The sequence below is a fragment of the Aeromonas sp. A04 genome (assembly GCF_047780465.1).
GTDB classification, from domain to species: Bacteria; Pseudomonadota; Gammaproteobacteria; order Enterobacterales; family Aeromonadaceae; genus Aeromonas; species Aeromonas bestiarum.
On sequence record NZ_JBLNHP010000001.1, the window covers coordinates 1,174,481 to 1,192,763 of the forward strand.

The 18,283-nt window shown below is 54.6% G+C and carries 16 protein-coding genes and 1 pseudogene; 14 read left to right on the plus strand and 3 right to left on the minus strand.

Going from position 1 to position 18,283, the window contains the following annotated elements:
- Positions 1 to 101 precede the first annotated feature (101 nt).
- The 13 genes and pseudogenes from ACM3N8_RS05275 (at position 102) to ACM3N8_RS05335 (ending at position 11,945) form a co-directional block, all read left to right on the plus strand.
- Positions 102 to 1,145: a CopG family transcriptional regulator gene (locus ACM3N8_RS05275; RefSeq protein WP_416015581.1), complete on the plus strand. Its 1,044-nt coding sequence runs from the start codon at positions 102 to 104 to the stop codon at positions 1,143 to 1,145.
- Between the two features lie 106 nt (positions 1,146 to 1,251).
- Positions 1,252 to 1,656, plus strand: coding sequence for an H-NS family nucleoid-associated regulatory protein (locus tag ACM3N8_RS05280; RefSeq protein WP_416015582.1), 405 nt, complete (start codon positions 1,252 to 1,254; stop codon positions 1,654 to 1,656).
- Between the two features lie 119 nt (positions 1,657 to 1,775).
- On the plus strand, positions 1,776 to 2,576 hold the full coding sequence (locus ACM3N8_RS05285; protein WP_416015584.1) for a LuxR family transcriptional regulator: 801 nt from the start codon (positions 1,776 to 1,778) through the stop codon (positions 2,574 to 2,576).
- Positions 2,577 to 2,803: 227 nt separating this feature from the next.
- The gene (gene hcp1 / locus ACM3N8_RS05290; protein WP_104014546.1) at positions 2,804 to 3,322 is read left to right on the plus strand and encodes a type VI secretion system effector Hcp1; all 519 of its coding nucleotides are present in this window, start codon (positions 2,804 to 2,806) and stop codon (positions 3,320 to 3,322) included.
- A 208-nt stretch (positions 3,323 to 3,530) separates the two neighbouring features.
- Positions 3,531 to 3,818 carry a type VI secretion system PAAR protein gene (locus ACM3N8_RS05295; protein WP_416015586.1) on the plus strand — a complete coding sequence of 96 codons (288 nt, stop codon included), beginning with the start codon at positions 3,531 to 3,533 and terminating at the stop codon, positions 3,816 to 3,818.
- An 11-nt stretch (positions 3,819 to 3,829) separates the two neighbouring features.
- Positions 3,830 to 5,923, plus strand: a complete 2,094-nt coding sequence (locus tag ACM3N8_RS05300) for a type VI secretion system tip protein VgrG (protein WP_416015588.1) — start codon at positions 3,830 to 3,832, stop codon at positions 5,921 to 5,923.
- Between the two features lie 2 nt (positions 5,924 to 5,925).
- Positions 5,926 to 6,666, plus strand: coding sequence for a DUF4123 domain-containing protein (locus ACM3N8_RS05305; RefSeq protein WP_416015590.1), 741 nt, complete (start codon positions 5,926 to 5,928; stop codon positions 6,664 to 6,666).
- A 282-nt stretch (positions 6,667 to 6,948) separates the two neighbouring features.
- A complete protein-coding gene (locus ACM3N8_RS05310) occupies positions 6,949 to 7,431 on the plus strand; it encodes a hypothetical protein (RefSeq protein WP_416015591.1) in 483 nt (160 codons plus the stop codon).
- Positions 7,424 to 7,927: a hypothetical protein gene (locus ACM3N8_RS05315; RefSeq protein ID WP_416015592.1), complete on the plus strand. Its 504-nt coding sequence runs from the start codon at positions 7,424 to 7,426 to the stop codon at positions 7,925 to 7,927. Before ACM3N8_RS05310 ends, ACM3N8_RS05315 begins: the two co-directional genes overlap by 8 nt.
- Positions 7,928 to 8,042: 115 nt before the next feature.
- Complete coding sequence (locus ACM3N8_RS05320) at positions 8,043 to 8,561, plus strand: hypothetical protein (protein WP_416015594.1); 519 nt, start codon at positions 8,043 to 8,045, stop codon at positions 8,559 to 8,561.
- 2 nt (positions 8,562 to 8,563) lie between these two features.
- Positions 8,564 to 10,267 carry a hypothetical protein gene (locus ACM3N8_RS05325; RefSeq protein ID WP_416015595.1) on the plus strand — a complete coding sequence of 568 codons (1,704 nt, stop codon included), beginning with the start codon at positions 8,564 to 8,566 and terminating at the stop codon, positions 10,265 to 10,267.
- Positions 10,264 to 10,440, plus strand: coding sequence for a hypothetical protein (locus tag ACM3N8_RS05330; protein ID WP_416015597.1), 177 nt, complete (start codon positions 10,264 to 10,266; stop codon positions 10,438 to 10,440). Before ACM3N8_RS05325 ends, ACM3N8_RS05330 begins: the two co-directional genes overlap by 4 nt.
- A 132-nt stretch (positions 10,441 to 10,572) precedes the next feature.
- A pseudogene (locus ACM3N8_RS05335) lies at positions 10,573 to 11,945 on the plus strand (tetratricopeptide repeat protein).
- Between the two features lie 85 nt (positions 11,946 to 12,030).
- Here the strand turns inward: ACM3N8_RS05335 and ACM3N8_RS05340 are convergent.
- The 3 genes from ACM3N8_RS05340 to fdhD form a co-directional block, all read right to left on the minus strand.
- On the minus strand, positions 12,031 to 13,383 hold the full coding sequence (locus tag ACM3N8_RS05340) for a tyrosine-type recombinase/integrase (protein WP_416015598.1): 1,353 nt from the start codon (positions 13,381 to 13,383) through the stop codon (positions 12,031 to 12,033).
- Positions 13,384 to 13,780: 397 nt separating this feature from the next.
- Entirely contained in the window at positions 13,781 to 16,069 is a 2,289-nt protein-coding gene (locus ACM3N8_RS05345; protein ID WP_290017227.1) for an FdhF/YdeP family oxidoreductase, read from the minus strand.
- Positions 16,056 to 16,862 carry a formate dehydrogenase accessory sulfurtransferase FdhD gene (fdhD, locus tag ACM3N8_RS05350; RefSeq protein WP_290017228.1) on the minus strand — a complete coding sequence of 269 codons (807 nt, stop codon included), beginning with the start codon at positions 16,860 to 16,862 and terminating at the stop codon, positions 16,056 to 16,058. Before fdhD ends, ACM3N8_RS05345 begins: the two co-directional genes overlap by 14 nt.
- Before the next feature lie 162 nt (positions 16,863 to 17,024).
- On the opposite strand from fdhD, the gene ACM3N8_RS05355 reads away from it, so the two are divergent.
- Positions 17,025 to 17,930 (plus strand): LysR family transcriptional regulator, encoded by a 906-nt coding sequence (locus ACM3N8_RS05355; protein WP_290017229.1) that lies wholly within the window; start codon positions 17,025 to 17,027, stop codon positions 17,928 to 17,930.
- The last annotated feature ends 353 nt before the right edge of the window (positions 17,931 to 18,283 follow it).

Sequence of the window (18,283 nt, forward strand, 5' to 3'; positions counted from 1 at the left end):
GCAACTAAATTCATAAAATTGATGCCTGAAAAACGCTTGAAATTAGCCTGATTTTTGCTAGATTTACACTGTTTACTAGCTTGATTTCTACGGGGTAGATTATGGTTGGGTTTTTCGTTAATGGTATTGAGTGGGATGACAATAGCGCCGAGAGAGCAATTGATATAGCCTACTTTTACTATTGTTATAAAATTAACAAGGATGCTGATTTTCACGCATTTGAAAGCAAGCAATCTAAAGATGTTTTTCTTCGAAAAGATATAGCGTTGGTGGTAAAAAATACAGTAAAACTAAAAAAGCTCACTCATCACATTGAATATAATGGTGGTGATATTCCACCGTCTGAAAACAATCCAGATGCCTTTTACAAGGCCTTACTCAATGCTTCAGCATCCTTTATGCTTGACCGGGAAAAACTTACATTTATAGAGAGGGACGATCGAGCGATAGACTTTTTTTGGAGTCTGCTCCACATGTATTCAGTTGATAAGGCTGCTTATCGTGACGGTCGCACGTCACAATTAAAGCTCTCACCTCTTACCAAGCTCAATCCAATCATGCCTCCTAACATGTACACTTCACGAAATAAGAATTATCATGAGCGATACCTATTGTCTCACCAGTTATGTATTTCAACTCAATCCATCAATGAGAAAGATAGGTTTAACGATATTGTTCGATTCTTTGATCGTTGGGATTGCAGTATTTCAGAGAAATCAAAGCACCTAGCCGCCATGGCAGAAATATGGGGAGCCCAAAAGGATTTCACTGATATGGTCAAGTGGGTTAAGTTGAACCAGAATATGCACAAGTGGGCATGGGAGTACGTATTAACAAATGGATTTAATAACCAATTACCATTATGGGCCTGTAAGGACGGCCCCAAAGAGTTCATTGGGCGTCAACTTGTAATCGCATGGGATCTAATGTTCACGAACCCAGACCGACAAGCATTATTTATGATGAGATTCAAAAAAGCTGCATCACAACAAAAAACCAGAATGAAAAGAGAGACGATTAAACCATCATCATTCTATCTTAATGATGATGTGAAGAAAAAACTAGATGATATGGCGACGCGTCGTAAATTGACAAAGTCAGCGCTAATCGAGGAACTGATAGAAAATGCAAACAATGAAAGTTGATACCAGTTTAGCTAGCATCAACTTTCATTTTAATTACGATTAGTGGCTATTTGTCATTGCAGTATTTTTAATGTTGATTCTTTTAAGAAAAATATGAGGATATTCAATGAGTGAATTTTTTAAGGTGTTAATGAATGTGCACAGTTTGCGGGCAGCACTGCGTGAGTTATCTCTGGAGCAGGTAAAAGAAGCACACGAAAAGATTGAGCTTGTTTATCTGGAACGGTTGGAGCAAGCAGAGAAAGAACAGGCAGCACAAGCGGAGCATCTGAATAAGCTGGCCGAGTTCCAAGCGATGTTGGCTGATGCCGGGATTGATCCGGCTGAGTTGGTCGGTAGTGCTCCTGCGACGTCAACCGGTGCGGTTAAAGTGAAGCGGGCTCCTCGCCCTCCGAAATATCGCTATGTCGAGAATGGCGTGGAGAAAACCTGGACTGGTCAGGGTCGCACGCCCAAGTTCCTGGCTGAGCAGATCGAGCAAGGCAGTCAGCTGGACGAGTTCCTCATCTAAATCTGTGGGCCATGTCGGCTATTGGCATGGTCGCCTCCATTATTGACGATAGTATCACTTTTGTATCTGTTTGATTTTTGATAAAATCTAGAACGTTTTATTGCTTGTAAGCTGAATGCTTGACCACCACCCCGCTTCATTTCCTCAATACTGCCGACGCACTGACGCTCATCACCCAGTTCGATACGGCAACTGACGAGCACACCATCGTCACGCTGTTGCGCACCCTCAGCCAGCAGATGGGCTTTGACCACTTTCGGTTGGGGTTAATTTCGCCAAGTTCTATTCAGCGCCCCGAGGTGCGTATCTTCAATGGCTGTCCAGCCGAGTGGGTGCAGACCTATGACGCGCAGCACTTCTTTGCGGTAGACCCAGTAGTGCGCAAAGGGATGACTCAGAGCACGCCTATCCAGTGGGCCAACCTCATTACCGAATGTTGCGACCGACAGGATACTGATGGGCTTGAGGTGATGCTGCAGGCTCATGAGGCGGGATTACGCGATGGCATCACCTTCCCCTGGCATGGGGCCAACGGTCATGTGGGGTTGCTGTCATTTATTACCCGAACATCCCGCACGGAACACCAGTGGCTGACGGCCACGCCATTCTTGAGCTGGCTGTCGGTGCACGTCTTTGAAGCGGTAGCTCGGGTTTGCTTGTCCGATATGCCTCCTCGGGAGGCGCTGAGTCTACGGGAGCTGGAGGTGTGTCAGTGGGCAGCGGAGGGTAAGCAAGTCAGTGACATCGCCCAGATATTGGGTATCACCCCTAGAACCGTGACCTTTCACCTCAATCGGGTCGTCGAGAAGCTGGGGGCGAGCAGTAAAAGCCAGGCGATATCCTGGGCGCTCAAGCAGGGGCTGGTGCGGCTCAATATCGATGCAGCGTTAGTGGGAAATGTTGACGAGGGTGGTCAGTAGTACTGATTGGCGCAATTTATTGCGCTATGTGTGGAGTTTAATGCTGACAACACAATTCTTGCTGGCTTGATGCTCTGCTTGGCGCAACATCTTGCTGCCGATTGGAATTGTGTCGTGGCGGGTGTTTATAAGTTGTTGATAATTAACAACTAAGTGAAGTGGCATGGTCGCTGCTAAAGGTTGGTCGAGTGCTAGCTCATTTCACCCATCCATTTAGGAGCATACACATGCCAACTCCATGTTATATCAGCATTGAAGGTAAAACCCAGGGCAACATCACTGCCGCCGCCTTCACCTCCGATTCCGTCGGCAACATCTTCGTGCAGGGCCACGAAGACGAGATGCTGGTACAAGAATTCCAACACGTTGTCACCGTGCCGACTGACCCGCAATCCGGTCAGCCTGCAGGTCAGCGTGTCCACAAGCCGTTCAAATTCACCGTTGCGCTGAACAAGGCCGTGCCGCTGATGTACAACGCCCTGGCCTCCGGCGAGATGTTGCCGAAAGTGACCCTGAAGTGGTTCCGCACTTCCGTGGAAGGTAAGCAAGAGCACTTCTTCTCTACCGTGCTGACCGATGCCACCATCGTCGACATTGACTGCAAGATGCCGCATTGCCAAGACCCTGCTAAGTCTGACTTCACCCAGCTTATCCAGGTCTCTCTTGCGTACCGCAAGATTGACTGGGAGCACACCGTTGCCGGCACCTCAGGTTCTGACGACTGGCGCGCCCCTAGCGAGGCATAAGCCTTACTTTCTGATTTCGCTATTCCTTGTATTACGTTTTGTATCTTGTGGCCGGTGTGCTCCGGCCTTTATCCCGTGTTTCTCCGGTCAGTCTTTGGCTGCCGGAGCTTTTATGTTTTGCCATCCCCCTGTCTGGCCGCTGTTGTAATGGGGATTGCCGTGGTAGCAAGTGCGGGGGGATGGCAAAGCACACAAGAGGTTTTACGTTATGTGTCCCTCCATTGCATTGCTCGGTGACATTGGCACCGACCACGACGGCTTTCCACCGACCCCGGTGATAGCCGCCAGCCCTGATGTCTTTCTTGATGGCAAGCCAGTGGCCCGTCAGGGGGACCCGCTAGCGCCGCACGACAAGCCCAACAACCCGATTCATCCGCGCAGCATTGCCGGTGGTGTGGGGTCGGTATTGGTGAACGGCAAGCCCATCGCCGTCACCGGTACAGCGGTTGATTGTGGTGGTGTGGTGATTGGTTCGGGTAGTGGGCAGGCAGTATAAGGAACAGAGTCATGGCACAGAGCACAGGATTACAATTTACCGTCAAGGTTGGCGCACTGGCTGACAGTGCCTTTGCGGTGGCAAGCTTCAAACTTGAAGAGGGTTTGAACAGCCCGTTTAGCCTCAAGCTGGACGTCGCCAGCCATCAACCGGACATCGACTTTGGTGCTGTGCTGGACCAGCCCTGCGAGCTGCTGGTGTGGTACAACGGCGAGCTGCAACGCCGGGTATGCGGCGTAGTGAGCGAGTTTGCCCAAGGGGACAGTGGTTTTCGCCGCACCCGTTACACCCTGGAGGTGAAACCGGCCTTGTGGCGATTGGGATTGCGCCAAAACTCCCGCATCTTCCAGGCGCAAAAGCCTGATGAAATCCTCAGCATCCTGCTGCAAGAACACGGCATCACCGATTACGCCTTTGCCCTGAAAAACGAGCATGCCCAGCGTGAATACTGCGTTCAATACCGCGAGACCGACCTCGATTTCGTTAACCGCCTCGCTGCCGAAGAGGGCTTGTTCTATTTCCATGAATTCGAGCAAGGCAAGCATCGTATCGTGTTTGCCGACGATGCAGCTGCGCTGACCGCTGGTCCAGAGCTGTTCTTCAACCTCGGCAACCGCTCGCTGGAACAAGGCCCCTATGTCCGCCAATTCCACTACCGCGAATCGGTTCGTCCCGCAGAGGTAGAGCTCAAGGACTACAGCTTCAAGACCCCAGCCTACAGTCTCTCCCAAAAGAAGATGGGGAGTGGACTCGAGCACCAGCGCGACACCTACCAGCACTTCGACTATCCGGGCCGCTTCAAGCAAGACCCGAGCGGTAAGGCATTCACCCAGCACCGGCTGGATGCGCTGCGCAATGACGCAGTGGCGGGCAGTGGCAAGTCCAACAGCGCAGCCCTGCTGCCGGGACAAAGCTTCTCCCTGACCGAGCATCCGAACGGCAGCCTCAACACCGACTGGCAAATCGTTCATATCAGTCACACAGGCGAACAACCGCAGGCGCTGGAAGAGGAAGGAGGCAGCGGCCCGACCGTCTACCACAACGAGTTTGGGGTGGTCAAAGCCAGCACCACTTGGCGCGCCCGTATCGGCAGCCCACAGGCGCCCCACAAGCCCATGGTCGACGGACCACAGATTGCGACTGTGGTAGGCCCCGAGGGCGAAGAGATTTACTGCGACGAACATGGCCGGGTCAAGCTGCAATTCCCGTGGGACCGCTATGGCTCGAGCAACGACCAGAGCTCCTGCTGGGTGCGGGTGAGCCAGGGCTGGGCGGGCGGTCAATACGGCATGATGGCCATCCCGCGAATCGGCCATGACGTCATCGTGAGCTTTTTGGAAGGGGACCCCGACCAGCCCATCGTCACCGGGCGCACCTTCCACGCCACCAACCGGCCACCTTACGACTTGCCTGCCAACAAAACCCGCACCGTGCTGCGTACCGAAACCCACCAGGGCGAGGGTTTCAACGAGCTGCGTTTTGAAGACCAGGCAGGGCAGGAAGAGATTTACATCCATGGTCAGAAAGACCTGAACGTACTCATCGAAAATGATGCGGCTTGGCACATCAAGCATGACGAACACAGAGACATCGACAACGAGCGGGTGACCCGCATCAAGGCCAATGACCACCTGACGGTAGAGGGCGAGAAGCGCGACCAGATCAAGGGCGAGTACTCGCTGACCGTTGATGCATCCCTTCATCAGAAGATTGCACAGGCACTATTGGTGGAAGCTGGACAAGAAGTGCATTTCAAAGCAGGCAACAAGATAGTGCTGGAAGCGGGCTCCGAGCTGACGCTTAAGGTCGGTGGCAGCTTTGTGAAGGTTGACCCCAGTGGCGTCACCCTGGTCGGCCCTACCATCAAAATGAACTCCGGTGGTAGTCCTGGTAATGGTTCTGGCTGGGGTGGTCAGGCCCCCTCATTGCCGAAAGCTGTCGCGACCGAGCCTTCTCCCGAACACGTCATTGTCGCACCAATGACACCAACACAGACGAGTGCAGAAGCCTTGTTAAAGACGCTTCCGCCTATGGAGAAACCTGTCTGCATCCCTTGCATGCTGCGGGCAATGAGGCAGGGTGATGCTGTCGTACAGGGGGAATAATAATGCTACCTGACAAATTGTGGTCTGATGATGCCTGCTACGTGTTGTTCGAAGGCGCAGAGTTGAAAGGTGAATTACGAGAGACGTTGCTAGCCAACGAGGGCGGAGCCTTGCGCCCGCTCTTGATCCACCCGGATGTATTTGAACTGATTAATCTGGGCCCGTGGCTTTGGCACTGCCAACAAGCATCCGCCCCTTTGCTTGAGAAGATGGTTGCGCAAGGACTGGTACAGGGATTGATCCACAGCCAGCGTTCACTGGATGTACTCCAGCAGCAACTGGCAATGGGTTGCATGGTGGTTGAGCCCAAGGGGCTGCATAGCCAACTACTGCGTTTCTATACAGTGCAGGCGCTGCCTTTGATGCTGGCCGAGCGTCAGGCGCCCTGGTATGGCGCTCTCTTTGGTGGAATAGAGTGTTGGTGGACATGGCAGTGTGAGGATAATTGGGCCGAGCATCAGATTGAAGCTATTGTCGCGCCTCTGTTGCCTATCCAGCTTAGCGAGCCCCTGTTTGCTGCACTGATGGGAGATAAGGATCTGCCCAGATTGTTAAATCAGTGGCGGGAAGGGCACACCTTTTCGCAATTCCCAGCCTGCCTGCGTACCACTCAGGCGCTCAAGGCCCTGGGCAAGGCAGATAAGCGCGGTGCCTCGGCGGCAGACCGGCTACTTTGGGCCCTGATATGGCTGGAGGGGGGTAATAAAGCCCTCAATGAAGAGATTGAACAGAGCTGCGGTTAGTCAGAGGAAAAGAGAGATTTATGTCCCTTTATAGTGATTTATATGTATTTGTTTCGCTGACTTTGGCCTTGTGTTTTTCATTTTGCGCCAGGCGAAGTCGCAGATTGTGGCTGTTATCCTGTCTACAGCTATTGATGGCCTTTCCCAGCATATACGCTCTGTTTTCAGCCAAATATATCCCTTCCTTCTGGGCTCTCTTTACCCTGAGTCAAAGTATTTACCAATGGGTGACCCTTATGGTGATCATCATGGGGTCGCTGGTCCTGCTAAAAAGGAGGCCCCATGTTCAATGAGATTTTATGGGTTTTGAGGCCAGACAACTGGTCGTGGGAGGGCTGGCTCTATGCCACCCTCTTCATCCTCAGTTTATGGCTGATGGCAAGGGGGCGCAGTGCATACGTTGTGATCGCTCTGGCTGCACTATTTCTACTGCTAGAGAGTACCTATATTAGCTCCGCCCTTTCTGGCTATGGATTGCAGCAGGCAAGAAAACAGGCAGAGAACCAAGAGGTCTGTGCCGATATTCAGGATCAGGAGCAGGTCGGTTCCTTGGACTTCAAATATCAGGAGTGTGTCGATAGCTGGGTGAACCTTCATGATCCCAAGATGAAGTTGATCTATCTTGCCGAGTTTATATTTATCGCCCTGTGCAACTTGTTGCGTGCTGCCGCCTTTTTGTGCGTGTTCGCCATGTTGAAAAATAATGAATTGCGGCGAGTCGGCGAGGTGGTCAACTGGTATAGGGCAAGAGCGCATCATGGCTAGTTCATGGGGGCTTTCCATGATAAATGCGGCCTGGGACCTGATGCCCCGGTGGGGACGCTGGCTGAGTGCCATTGTGCTACTGCTCTGGCTGGGATGGACGTTTCTGTTGCAGGAGCGACATGGCGGGGCAGCTATTGTGGTCATGTCGGTGATTGACCGCCCCATCAGTTACGTCTACGTCAATGGCAAGATGGGGAGCAACACGCTTGCTTTTGATGGATTCGGTGCTGGCGGTGGCGGCAGTGCGGGTCCCTATAAGATCGATGGTGATACGGTAAAAATCGACTGGTTGCTGAGCACCACGCGGGACCTATTGGACAAGGAAGGGCTGCGGCCAGAAAAACACTCTGTCATTCTGCCCATGCCCAAGCGGGAGAAGGGGCAGGATGATTTCTGTGTATTGATGCTGCCTGACAATACCCCGATGATTCGTTGGGCCCATAGCTGCCCTGTTGAGCTGAATAGCATTGTTGATACCTATCGGATGAGGAAATAGTGATGGTGGATAGGGATGATCTGAAGTGCCGTATTGATCGAGAAGAGAGCCTTCATCAGGCGGGGACCTGCTCGCTGGTTGAGCATTCGGCCCAGGAATAACAAAAGAGACAAGCATGACAGTAGAAAGAAATCTGACACGATTTATCTCCACGATGGCCACGGCTGCGTGGGACTTGATGCCCCGCTGGGGACGCTGGCTGAGTGCCATTGTGCTGGTGCTCTGGCTGGGATGGACATTTCTGTTGCAGGAGCGACATGGCGGGGCCGCTATCGTGGTCCATTCGGTGATCGACCGGCCCATCACTTACGTCTACGTCAATGGCAAGATGGGGAGCAACACAGATGCGTTTGACGGATTCAGTGCTGGCGGGGGCGGCAGTGCGGGCCCCTACCGGATTGAGGGCGATACGGTCGAGATCAAATGGGAATTGGCGATGACCCGTAAGCAGTATGACGAGCTTGGTTATAGACCAGAAGTGCATAACGTTGTTCTGCCCATGCCCAAGCGGGAAAAAGGGCAGGATAACTTTCATGTCCTATTTTTGCCCGACAACAAAGTGATGGTGCGATGGGGGGGATGGGCAGAACCAGTGATGAATGATGTGATTGATACCTATCGGACGAGGAAATAGTGATGGTGGATAGGGATGATCTGAAGTGCCGAGTAGATCGAGAAGAGAGCCTTCATCAGGCAGGGATTGGCACCTGCTCGCTGGCGTTGCAAATAGGTTTCTTCTTCGATGGAACCAAGCGAAATATCTACACAGATGAAGAGATCCAGCGGCTGACCAATGTGGGACGTCTGTTTCGAGCCCATCCGGATAAAATCAAGGCTCCACTCATCTCGTCCTATTCATACGCCAAGGTTTACATTCCCGGCTTGGGCACAGAGCTCAACGATACGACCTCTGAGCGGCTAGACAGCATTCTGGATGCAAGGCAGCAGGCGTTGGCTGGCGATTACCTTGACGATCTGAAAGGTCAGGCCAAAGAAACGGTGGTCGAGGCTGTCAAGGGGGATTGGAGCAAGGTTCTGACAAATAAGCTCGGCGATATGCTGACCCTGAAGAGCAGTTTCGAAGCATCCGTCTCAACAGCCAAAAATGCGGCCAAACGAGCACTGGTCGAGGCCATTGCCCCCATCCGGGATCTCCCGTGGGTTGCCGACTTGTTTATGACCGGGGTGGATGCAAGGGTCGATTTTGCCAAGAACCGGTTCAAAGAAAACATTGCGCTCAGCAAGAAAGAGAACCAGCTTCCCATCAAGTTGATCCAGGTGTCTGTCTTCGGGGCCGATCTGGGGGCGGCGCTGGCCCGGCGCTTTATCGAGGAGCTGCTGGAGTCGGTCTGTACCAAGGTGGGCAACGAGTACCGTTACGAGGAGAGCAAGGTCGAGGTGATCTTCGCGGGCTTCTTCGACAGTTCACGGCGTAGCCTGCTCGATATGGGGGATACCGTCGCTGAGGTGTCTGACTGGGCAAGTCTGTTGACCAAGAACCCGGCTGGTGTGCCGTTAGGCGTGGTGGCGGGTGCCAAGGTGATCGACTATAACAAGCCCCTCCATTCAGCCGTCAAGCGAGCCCTGCATCTGGTGGCTGCCCACGAGCGGCGAGACTATCGCCCACTGCTGCCCCTTGGGCCGCTCAAATCTGGTTGGCGGGAGGAACTCTGTTCTGGCATCAGCGAAGATGTTACTGGGGGCTTGCTGCCCAACGAACAGCGGCCCAGTGCCGAGCTTTGCCGGGTGCCGCTTAGAAAGATGTTTGATACAGCTCGTCGGGCTCAGGTGCCGTTCCCCAACTTCCGAACTCTTGATGCAAAGAACCCCCGTGTAGCTCAATACTTCGTCATGCTGGACAATTTGGCTGGGCGCTCAGTGCAGGATTTCAGCGACTATTACCAGAAGTGGGCCGGTCGGGTCGACCCGACCCCGGCTGGGTTCGAGCGGCATATGAACTGTTACTGCATCTGGCTGGGAGAAAAGCTGTTCGACTACGGGGCTCGTCTCGAGGTTGCTCGTGGTAGTGAACGCGATGAACTCAAGGCACGTTGGGGCTGGCTTGAGCAGGTTGGCAGGGACGCAGATGCCATAGTGGCGCATCAACCGGCTTGGAGCAAGACGGTGCAAGCAGCCAAAATAGTGTTGAACTTTAATGAATCGCTACGAGTTCCACGTGTTGTTGACGCGTTCTTCAACTATTTCATGCATGACTTCAGCTCGAAGGAGCTCAAGCACGCTACGCTCCACGCTCAGGCCAACACGATGCTCCGCAGCAACAACTTCTTCGTTCCCCGTGGCATTGAGACGGTGGAAGCTGATGAGGAGGCCGCAGCGTGAAGCAGTATCAAAACTGGCTGGCCCAGTATCTGATTTGCCGTCGTGATAACGATCATGCCATGGCCGCAGAATTGGCAGAGAGTATCTGTGCATTCTGGCAGGCCAGAGACGATAAAGCCGAGCATTCCAAGTGGCAGAAGAGCTATCAGAATCACCTCCAGCAAACCACCTGACAGGCAAGGCTAATGGCCAGGGAAGGCGCCGCATCAGCTTTGTGTCCATCAGGTGGCTGCGTAGCATAACGGATTAGCCCGCAATACAGCAGTACCTCATCCGTCACTTTTCACTCTGCGAAGAATTTTCCCATGACACATCGAGTCTTATGGCTGGCACTTGCAGCCAGCATGCTTGCAGCCTGTTCTTCCACTGCGCCTCTCACTGACGCCAAGTTATCCCAAGCCGCACAGCAGGGGGATGGCCGCGCCCAATATGAGCTAGCCAAGCGACTGGCCAACCAACCCGATTACCCCAACGCCATGCACTGGATGCAACAGGCTGCTGAGCAGTCAGGGCCCTTGGCCGCCGATCAGAAGATCCGGGCTAACGCTGCTTGGCAAGTAGGAGCCTGGTACCAGGCAGGGCTCGGGGAGCCCAAAAATCCGGAGCTTGCCACACAGTGGTGGCAACGCTCGGCTCGGCTCGCCTTGGCAACACGAATGCCAGTTATCGGTTGGGGCTGATGTGCCAGGAGCAGCATCAGGGCAAACTGGCGAGCGAATGTCTCGACTGGTTCGAGCAGGCTACCAAGCGGGATCATGCCGAAGCTCAGTTGATCCTGGCCAAGTGGTACGGCAAACAACCGGGCGCAGATGCAGATGCCATCAAGTGGCTCGAGAAGGCTGCGGAGCTTGGTAACCGCGATGCCCAGTACCTGCTGGGCGAACGTTATGAGCAAGGGCGAGGGGTAGCCAAACGGCAAGACCTGGCTCAACGTTGGAATGACAAGGCTGCGGCTCAGGAGCAACCAGATGCCTTGCTACGGCAAGCTAAACAGGCAGCACCTGCTGATGCTTTTGCTGCCTATCAACGAGCAGCTAATGCTGGTTCTGCCGAGGCTGAACTCTGGCTCGGCATGGCTTCTCTGGCGGGAGAAAAGGTCCCCACAGACCTTGCCTTGGGTCGTTACTGGTTGGATTTGGCTGCTGGTCACGGCTCCCACGAAGCCGAGTACCAACTGAGCTTGCAACAGGTAGCCCAGGAGCAGCAGCTCCACTGGTTAACGCTGGCTGCTGATGGCGGTGTAACCAAGGCGTGGTTTGAGCTGGCGGAGCTACAGCATAAGCAAGGGGCACTGGAGCATGCCAGAGCCAGTTATGCCAAGGCTGCCCAACAAGGACACATTGCCGCGCAGTACACCTACGGTGAAATGCTGCGTCTGGGGCAAGGGGGTAAAGAGGATTACGCGCTGGCCCTTAAGCAATATCGCTTGGCTGCTCAGCAAGGTGACCGCATGGCCCAATACCGAATGGGGACACTACGTGAAGAAGGCCTCGGCGCCCCTCGCAACCGAGTACATGCTTACGCCTGGCTCTCACTGGCGGCGACAGAAGGGATGACCGAAGCAGTACAAGCTCGTGACGAGCTGGAGGCTATGATGACCAAGCCAGAAGTAAAGCAGGCTCAGAAGCTGTCGGAGCATTGGTTTAGCAAAATGGCCTCAGCGGCACGTAATGGGTAAAAAAAGGATGCGGCCATCGTGCCGCTTCCTTCTTTGGTATGTGAACGATATCAACAAATTTTGGGCGAAAAATTGAGTCGACAACTCAACGTTTACCGAATTTCCCTTGGATTACGTTTCCCCCAATATCCTGTGATTTTTCCACTTCATGTTGGGATATTTGTTGTTTAACAAACTCCCCCCATCGAAGAAACAGGCTCCTCAGTTTTTCAGGGTTACGCAGAGCGCCAGCCTGATAAGTTCGTAGGAGCTTGTCACTGATCTGGTGGTTCAGCATATGCTCAATTTCTAGAGGTCCAGCCCCAAGTTCAATACCACAGCAGTTTGCAACACTGCGCCGCAGGTCGTGCACGCTAAAAGGCTCAAGTTCAGCCAGCTTACGCTTCTGTAGCCGGTCAAGAGCGCGCATAAGCGCATCACCAGTGATGGCATGGGCACGTTTTGTCATCGACTCAAACACATATGGACTGGTTGGCGATGTTATCATCCGCTGCTCTGTAATGATTTCCTGAGCCAAAGGTGACAATGTAACTACGTGCGGCCGCCCACTTTTGGTTTCAGGGATCGTCCAGCGATCACCATCCAAGTGTGCCCATTGCATCGAGATCACTTCACCTCGACGAACTGCACTCAATATGACCATTTTAATTGCGTTAGCGACACTTCCGGAAAGCACAGAAGTAGTGGCAATGCCACGGCCACCAGCAGCTAAAGCTCCGCCACCTGTGACCCCCTCTTCCAATGCATGCCACAAAGCTCGTAATTCAGAGATTGGTAGCCATCGCTCGCGAGGTGGATTGGGGGTCGCATTGTAAACTTTGGGTTTGAGCGCCAACGTGGGACTCATCTCGATAAGCTGCCGTCGCATAGCCTCGTCCATCACTTGGTTCATTATCCCCATTGCTTTGCGAAGTCCTTCCAGAGAGACCTTCTGTAGTTTCTGGTAGTGTTGGTGGAGGACAGCCATGGTGATATCGCAAATGCGATATTTACCAAGGTCCTTTTGCAAGTGTGTTTGGTAAATTCGACGATAATCAGTGACTGTCCGAAGGCTAATTTCAGATCGAATCCCATCACGGCGTTTTACGCTGGCTTTGTGGCTAAGCCATTGCTCAAACAGTTCATCAAGCACGAGCATCTGTTCGTTCTTTTGTCTAGCCTCTACAACAACCTGACGAGGATCGATGCCCTGTTTGACTTGCCCCACCGCAATACAATGTCTCTCACGAGCTTGAGCAAGTCCCATCGCAGGGTATAGCCCAAGGACCATGGTTTGTTGCTTGCCCAGTAGCCTAAATCTATACACGAAGCGCTTTTGCTTACCGGCCCGAACTTCGAGTGATAACCCGCTACCATGTTTAGAGCTGATAGCAAATCGGGTTGCGGTCGCCCCTTCTTTAAGCTCTGCTGCCGCGACTTGTCGATCTTGAGAAATCATCCTAAAACCTCGTATTGGGGTACCACATGGGGTACCACGCTTGGCATCATATAGGGTTGTATGTAGTTGGACAAGATTGAACAGGAAACACCAATAAAGCGCTGAATATAAATGAAATATTTTTATAATTGGAACTATCAAGACAGAGTTAAACATGAGTTTATTGACTTCGTAATGCGAAGGTCGTAGGTTCGACTCCTATTACCGGCACCAGATCTCGCAAACAACAACGCCGCATATCTTATGCGGCGTTGTTGTTTGTACGACTCTCAGGCTTGCATAGTACTGGTCGGTATGGACATGCCCCGCCGTACGAGCCCTTTCATTTTCCTCTATGGCCAGCAACGCGAACAGGATTGCCTGACCGAGCAGCTGGCATGTCAAACCAGGGCTTTGTCTATATCAGCAACAAATTGTCCTGCTGACGGGTGGCCGTCACCAGCACAGGGATGGACTTGGAGGTGGGGGTAAATGAGCCCTCCCCTATGCTGTCGATGGGCACCAGCGGGTTGGTTTCGGGATAGTAGGCCGCGATATTGCCCTGCGGGATCTCGTAGATCGCCACGTTGAATCCGGTAACAATCCGCTCGCGCCCGTCGCTGCAGATGGCCGCCATATCGACCCTGTCCCCTTCGGCAAAGCCCAGACGGCGGGCATCCACCCCGTTCATGAAGACCACGTTGCGCTGGCCCTTGATGCCGCGATAGCGATCGTCCATGCCGTAGATAGTCGTGTTGTACTGATCGTGGGAGCGCAGGCTCTGCAGCAGCAACACCGGCTGATCACTCATCTGTTCGGCATGGCGGGTACACTCCGGCAACACAGAGTGCGGCAGGGTGCTGGCGCGAAACTCGGCGCTGCCGCTGGCGGTATTCCACGTCAGTTGCGCCGCGGAGTTGTCCAGATGAAAGCCGCACGGCTGCTGGATGCGCGCATTGAAATCGGTGAAACCGGCGATGGTCTGCTCGATGAGATCGCGAATACGCCCATAGTCATCACACAGGGCAAGCCAGTCGACAATTTCGCTACCCACTGTGGTATGGGCCATCCGCGCCACTATGTCAGTCTCTGACAAGCAGAGCGGCGACACCGGCTCGGCCGCACCGGTCGAGGCGTGCACCATGCTGAAGGTATCCTCCACCGTGATCTTCTGGTTACCCATGCGCTGGATATCGAGCTCGGTGCGGCCGAGGCAGGGCAGGATCAGCGCCGCCTTGCCCACCTGCAGATGGCTGCGGTTGAGCTTGGTGCTGATCTGCACATTGAGCCGCGCCTTCTTCATGGCCCCGTAGGTGAAATCAGTATCAGGGGCCGCTGCGGCCAGATTGCCGCCCAGGCAGATGAGCACCTTGCTCTTGCCTTCGTGCAGCGCCTTGAGCGCCTCATAGACATTGTGACCACGAGCCCGCGGCAGGCTCACCCGCAGGTGACGCTCGAGCCGGTCGATAAAGGCGGCGGTCGGCTTCTCGTTGATCCCCATGGTGCGGTTGCCCTGCACGTTGCTGTGGCCCCGTACCGGACAGAGTCCAGCCCCCGGCTTGCCAATCTGGCCACGCATCAGGTGCAGGTTGACGATTTCGCGAATGGTATCGACCGAGTGCAGATGCTGGGTCAGCCCCATGGCCCAGCAGCTGATGACGCTGCGGCTGGCGGCAAATACCCGGGCCGCCTGCACTATGTCGTCTCGGATCAGCCCGGATTGCTGCTCGATCTCGGCCCAGCCGGTGGCGCGCACCTGCGCCTCATACTCGTCAAAATGGCGGGTGTGGCGGGCGATGAAGTCGCGATCCACCACCTGTGGCGCCTCTTCCAGCATGTACTTGGCCATGCCGCGAATGGCGGCCATGTCGCCGCCCAGCTTGGGCGTCAGATATTGATGGCTGATGGTGGTGGCCGCCGGGGTCAGCAGCTCGAGCGAACTTTGCGGACTGGCAAAGCGCTCGAGGGCCACCTCTTTGAGGTTGTTGAAGCTGACGATCTTGCAGCCATTTCGCGCCGCCTGGCGCAGGGCATTCATCATGCGCGGATGGTTGGTACCCGGATTCTGGCCATAGACGAACACGGCCTCGGCACGGTCAAAATCATCCAGCACCACTGTGCCCTTGCCGATGCCGACCGACTGAGTCAGCGCCACCCCGCTCGCCTCGTGGCACATGTTGGAGCAGTCGGGGAAGTTGTTGGTGCCAAACAGGCGGCCAAACAGCTGATAGAGGTAGGAGGCCTCGTTGCTGGCACGGCCCGAGGTGTAGAACTCCACCTCGTCCGGGCTGTCGAGCCCCCTGAGGGTATCGGCGATAAGCTTAAAGGCGTCGTCCCAGCTTATCGGCTCATAGTGATCGGTCGCCGGATTGTAGCGCAGCGGCTCGGTCAGCCGCCCCTGATACTCCAGCCAGTAATCGCTCTGGGTGGCCAGCTGGCGCACCGAGTGGGCCGCAAAAAACTCGGCCCCCACCGTCTTGCCGGTCGACTCCCAGGCCACCGCCTTGGCGCCGTTTTCGCAGAACTGGAAGGCGCCGTGATCGTTGTCGCCCCAGGCGCAGCCCGGGCAGTCGAAGCCATCGGTCTGGTTGACCCGCAACAGATTCTTGATGTTCTGGCGGGTCTTCTGGCTGCGCAACACCTGCTTCATGGTGGACTGCAGGGACGAAAAACCGCCTGCTTTGGCAGGCTTTTCAATATGGCTCATGGCACTCTCCGATGGGATCCGCCGGGCGATAGCTGGAGTAGCTGACCGGGGCATCAAACTTGGGAATATGGACGACGTTGAGGTTGTATTTGAGGGCCAACCTGACCGCCAGCTGGCTGGGTGACGCCAGGCAGACGAGGTGACGAGCGCCGAACAGCGCCGCTTTTTGCACCAACTCGCTGCCACAGCGACTGGTCACCACCAGGGTGTCGCAGGGGCGTTTCTGGCGCAGCAAGAGGCCGATCAGCTTGTCGAGGGCATTGTGACGCCCTATATCTTCGCGGCAGTGGAGGATCTGCCCCTGCTCATCCAGCGCCAGCGCCGCATGCAGGGCGCCGGAGTGTTGCCCCTTGAGCTGCCACTGGGCGATTTGCGGCCGCAGTTCGGCCAACAGCGCAACATCAAGAGGCGGCGTCAGCGGCAATGGCCGAAGATCGGGAAATGCCTGCTCGACCGCCTCCACACCGCAGATACCGCAGCCGGTCGCACCGGTCAGCCTGCGCCGACGCAGCTGCAGCCGTGCCAGACAGCGGTTGGCAATGGTAACATCCAGCACAAAGCCATGTTCAGCAGGGGATACCTGAATATCGTGCACATCGTGGTTGTGCCCGATGATCGACTCGCAGAACAGAAATCCGACGGCAAAATCGTCGAGATCGTCCGGGGTCGCCATCATCACCGCGTGGTTGATGCCATTGATGTTGATGGAAACAGCCACCTCCTCCACCAGATGATCGAGCGAAGGCAAGACAGGTGGATTGGCAGGGGGGTCGACTAAGCAGGGCGCAGGCATGAAGGGTTGGCCTAAAAATGCAAACTGCATTCAAGTTTAGAGAGACCGCCCCGGCAAAACCAATGAATTAAATCTATCTCCTGATAGAATCACTCTATTGACGATGAATTTTCAATTGATTAATTTTGGCAATAACACCACCCGCTCACCCGCAAGATCGCCATGAACATCAAGCAGCTGCACTATTTTCACGAACTGGCTAGGCATCGGCATTTTGCCAAGGCCGCCAAGGCCTGCCACATCACCCAGCCGACCCTTTCAGCCAGCATCACGGCGCTGGAGAAGAACCTGGGCACGGATCTGGTGGTGCGCACCAGCCAGTTCGTCGCCCTCACCGAGGCGGGCGAGCTGGTGCGCCAGTATGCCGAGCGGATGCTGCTGGAACAGGAGGCGCTCAAGCAGGAGCTGGCGCTGTTTCACGGCGAGCTGTCGGGCACCTTGCGCATCGGCATAGTGCCGCAGTCCAACGTCGACATAATGCCGCTCATCGCCCGCTGCAAGCAGCGCTACCCCGATATCGTCATTCGCCTGTCGGTGCTGAGCAACGAGGCCCTGCTGTCGCAGTTGGCGCTGCACCAGTGCGACATAGGCCTGGGGTTTGACGAGCCTCCGGGCGAACCTGGCAGGCGCGCCTTCCACGTTTACCCTCAGGGTCACAACCGGATGGCCGTGTTGATGAACCGAGACGCGGCTGAGCCTCTCCCCTCCTCCGAGCCCATGACCCTGGCCAGTCTGCAACACAGACCCCTGGTGCTGCCAAGCCGCTCCATGCAGTTTCGCAGATACCTGGATCTCGCCGCCGAGCGGGCGGGGATCCCGCTCAAGGTGGTGCTGGAGACAGACTCCCTGTTCCATCTGGTGAGCGCGGTGCGCCATCGGCTGGGCTGGGCCATCGTCAGCGCTGGCCTCGCCCGCTCCGCCAGCCAGCTCTCGGATCTGGTCTGCCAGCCTCTTGAGCCGCTCGAGGCCGGCAGCACCGTCTTTATTACTCGCCAGCACAGCATCACCCCCGCCATACGCGCCTTCCTTGAGCTGGTGCAAGAGGCGGACGACAATCTTGAAAAATAAGGTGACGCCAACAGGCACACTTCTTTTTTATATTTCCGCCATAGCCAAAGATGGCATAAATATATACCTTCCCACTAAAAAACCGCCTCGCCGTGATTAAAGCGAAGAGATAAACCCTCAGAAAAATGATTGCTGAAATGAGGTAAATAAATGACAACTTAATCCCGATCCCGACTCCTTAAAATAGTTATTCTTCATTGGAGATACGTTAACAAGGAGATAAGTAAGTCGTAATCAACAGACAATCAAAGCTCTCAATCGAATCCAATTTAAATATTTAAACCGACTCTTTTATCGTTATTTAAAGGTTATTTGTGAAGCACCACACAATAACAACTTTTACTCCCGACCCC

What these genes read in the sequence shown, in the direction of transcription:
- ACM3N8_RS05275 (WP_416015581.1), top strand. Translation starts at nt 102, where the DNA reads ATGGTTGGGTTTTTCGTTAATGGTATTGAGTGGGATGACAATAGCGCC.
- ACM3N8_RS05280 (WP_416015582.1), top strand. Translation starts at nt 1,252, where the DNA reads ATGAGTGAATTTTTTAAGGTGTTAATGAATGTGCACAGTTTGCGGGCA.
- hcp1 (WP_104014546.1), top strand. Translation starts at nt 2,804, where the DNA reads ATGCCAACTCCATGTTATATCAGCATTGAAGGTAAAACCCAGGGCAAC.
- ACM3N8_RS05295 (WP_416015586.1), top strand. Translation starts at nt 3,531, where the DNA reads ATGTGTCCCTCCATTGCATTGCTCGGTGACATTGGCACCGACCACGAC.
- ACM3N8_RS05300 (WP_416015588.1), top strand. Translation starts at nt 3,830, where the DNA reads ATGGCACAGAGCACAGGATTACAATTTACCGTCAAGGTTGGCGCACTG.
- ACM3N8_RS05305 (WP_416015590.1), top strand. Translation starts at nt 5,926, where the DNA reads ATGCTACCTGACAAATTGTGGTCTGATGATGCCTGCTACGTGTTGTTC.
- ACM3N8_RS05310 (WP_416015591.1), top strand. Translation starts at nt 6,949, where the DNA reads ATGTTCAATGAGATTTTATGGGTTTTGAGGCCAGACAACTGGTCGTGG.
- ACM3N8_RS05315 (WP_416015592.1), top strand. Translation starts at nt 7,424, where the DNA reads ATGGCTAGTTCATGGGGGCTTTCCATGATAAATGCGGCCTGGGACCTG.
- ACM3N8_RS05320 (WP_416015594.1), top strand. Translation starts at nt 8,043, where the DNA reads ATGACAGTAGAAAGAAATCTGACACGATTTATCTCCACGATGGCCACG.
- ACM3N8_RS05325 (WP_416015595.1), top strand. Translation starts at nt 8,564, where the DNA reads ATGGTGGATAGGGATGATCTGAAGTGCCGAGTAGATCGAGAAGAGAGC.
- ACM3N8_RS05340 (WP_416015598.1), bottom strand. Translation starts at nt 13,383, where the DNA reads ATGATTTCTCAAGATCGACAAGTCGCGGCAGCAGAGCTTAAAGAAGGG.
- ACM3N8_RS05345 (WP_290017227.1), bottom strand. Translation starts at nt 16,069, where the DNA reads ATGAGCCATATTGAAAAGCCTGCCAAAGCAGGCGGTTTTTCGTCCCTG.
- fdhD (WP_290017228.1), bottom strand. Translation starts at nt 16,862, where the DNA reads ATGCCTGCGCCCTGCTTAGTCGACCCCCCTGCCAATCCACCTGTCTTG.
- ACM3N8_RS05355 (WP_290017229.1), top strand. Translation starts at nt 17,025, where the DNA reads ATGAACATCAAGCAGCTGCACTATTTTCACGAACTGGCTAGGCATCGG.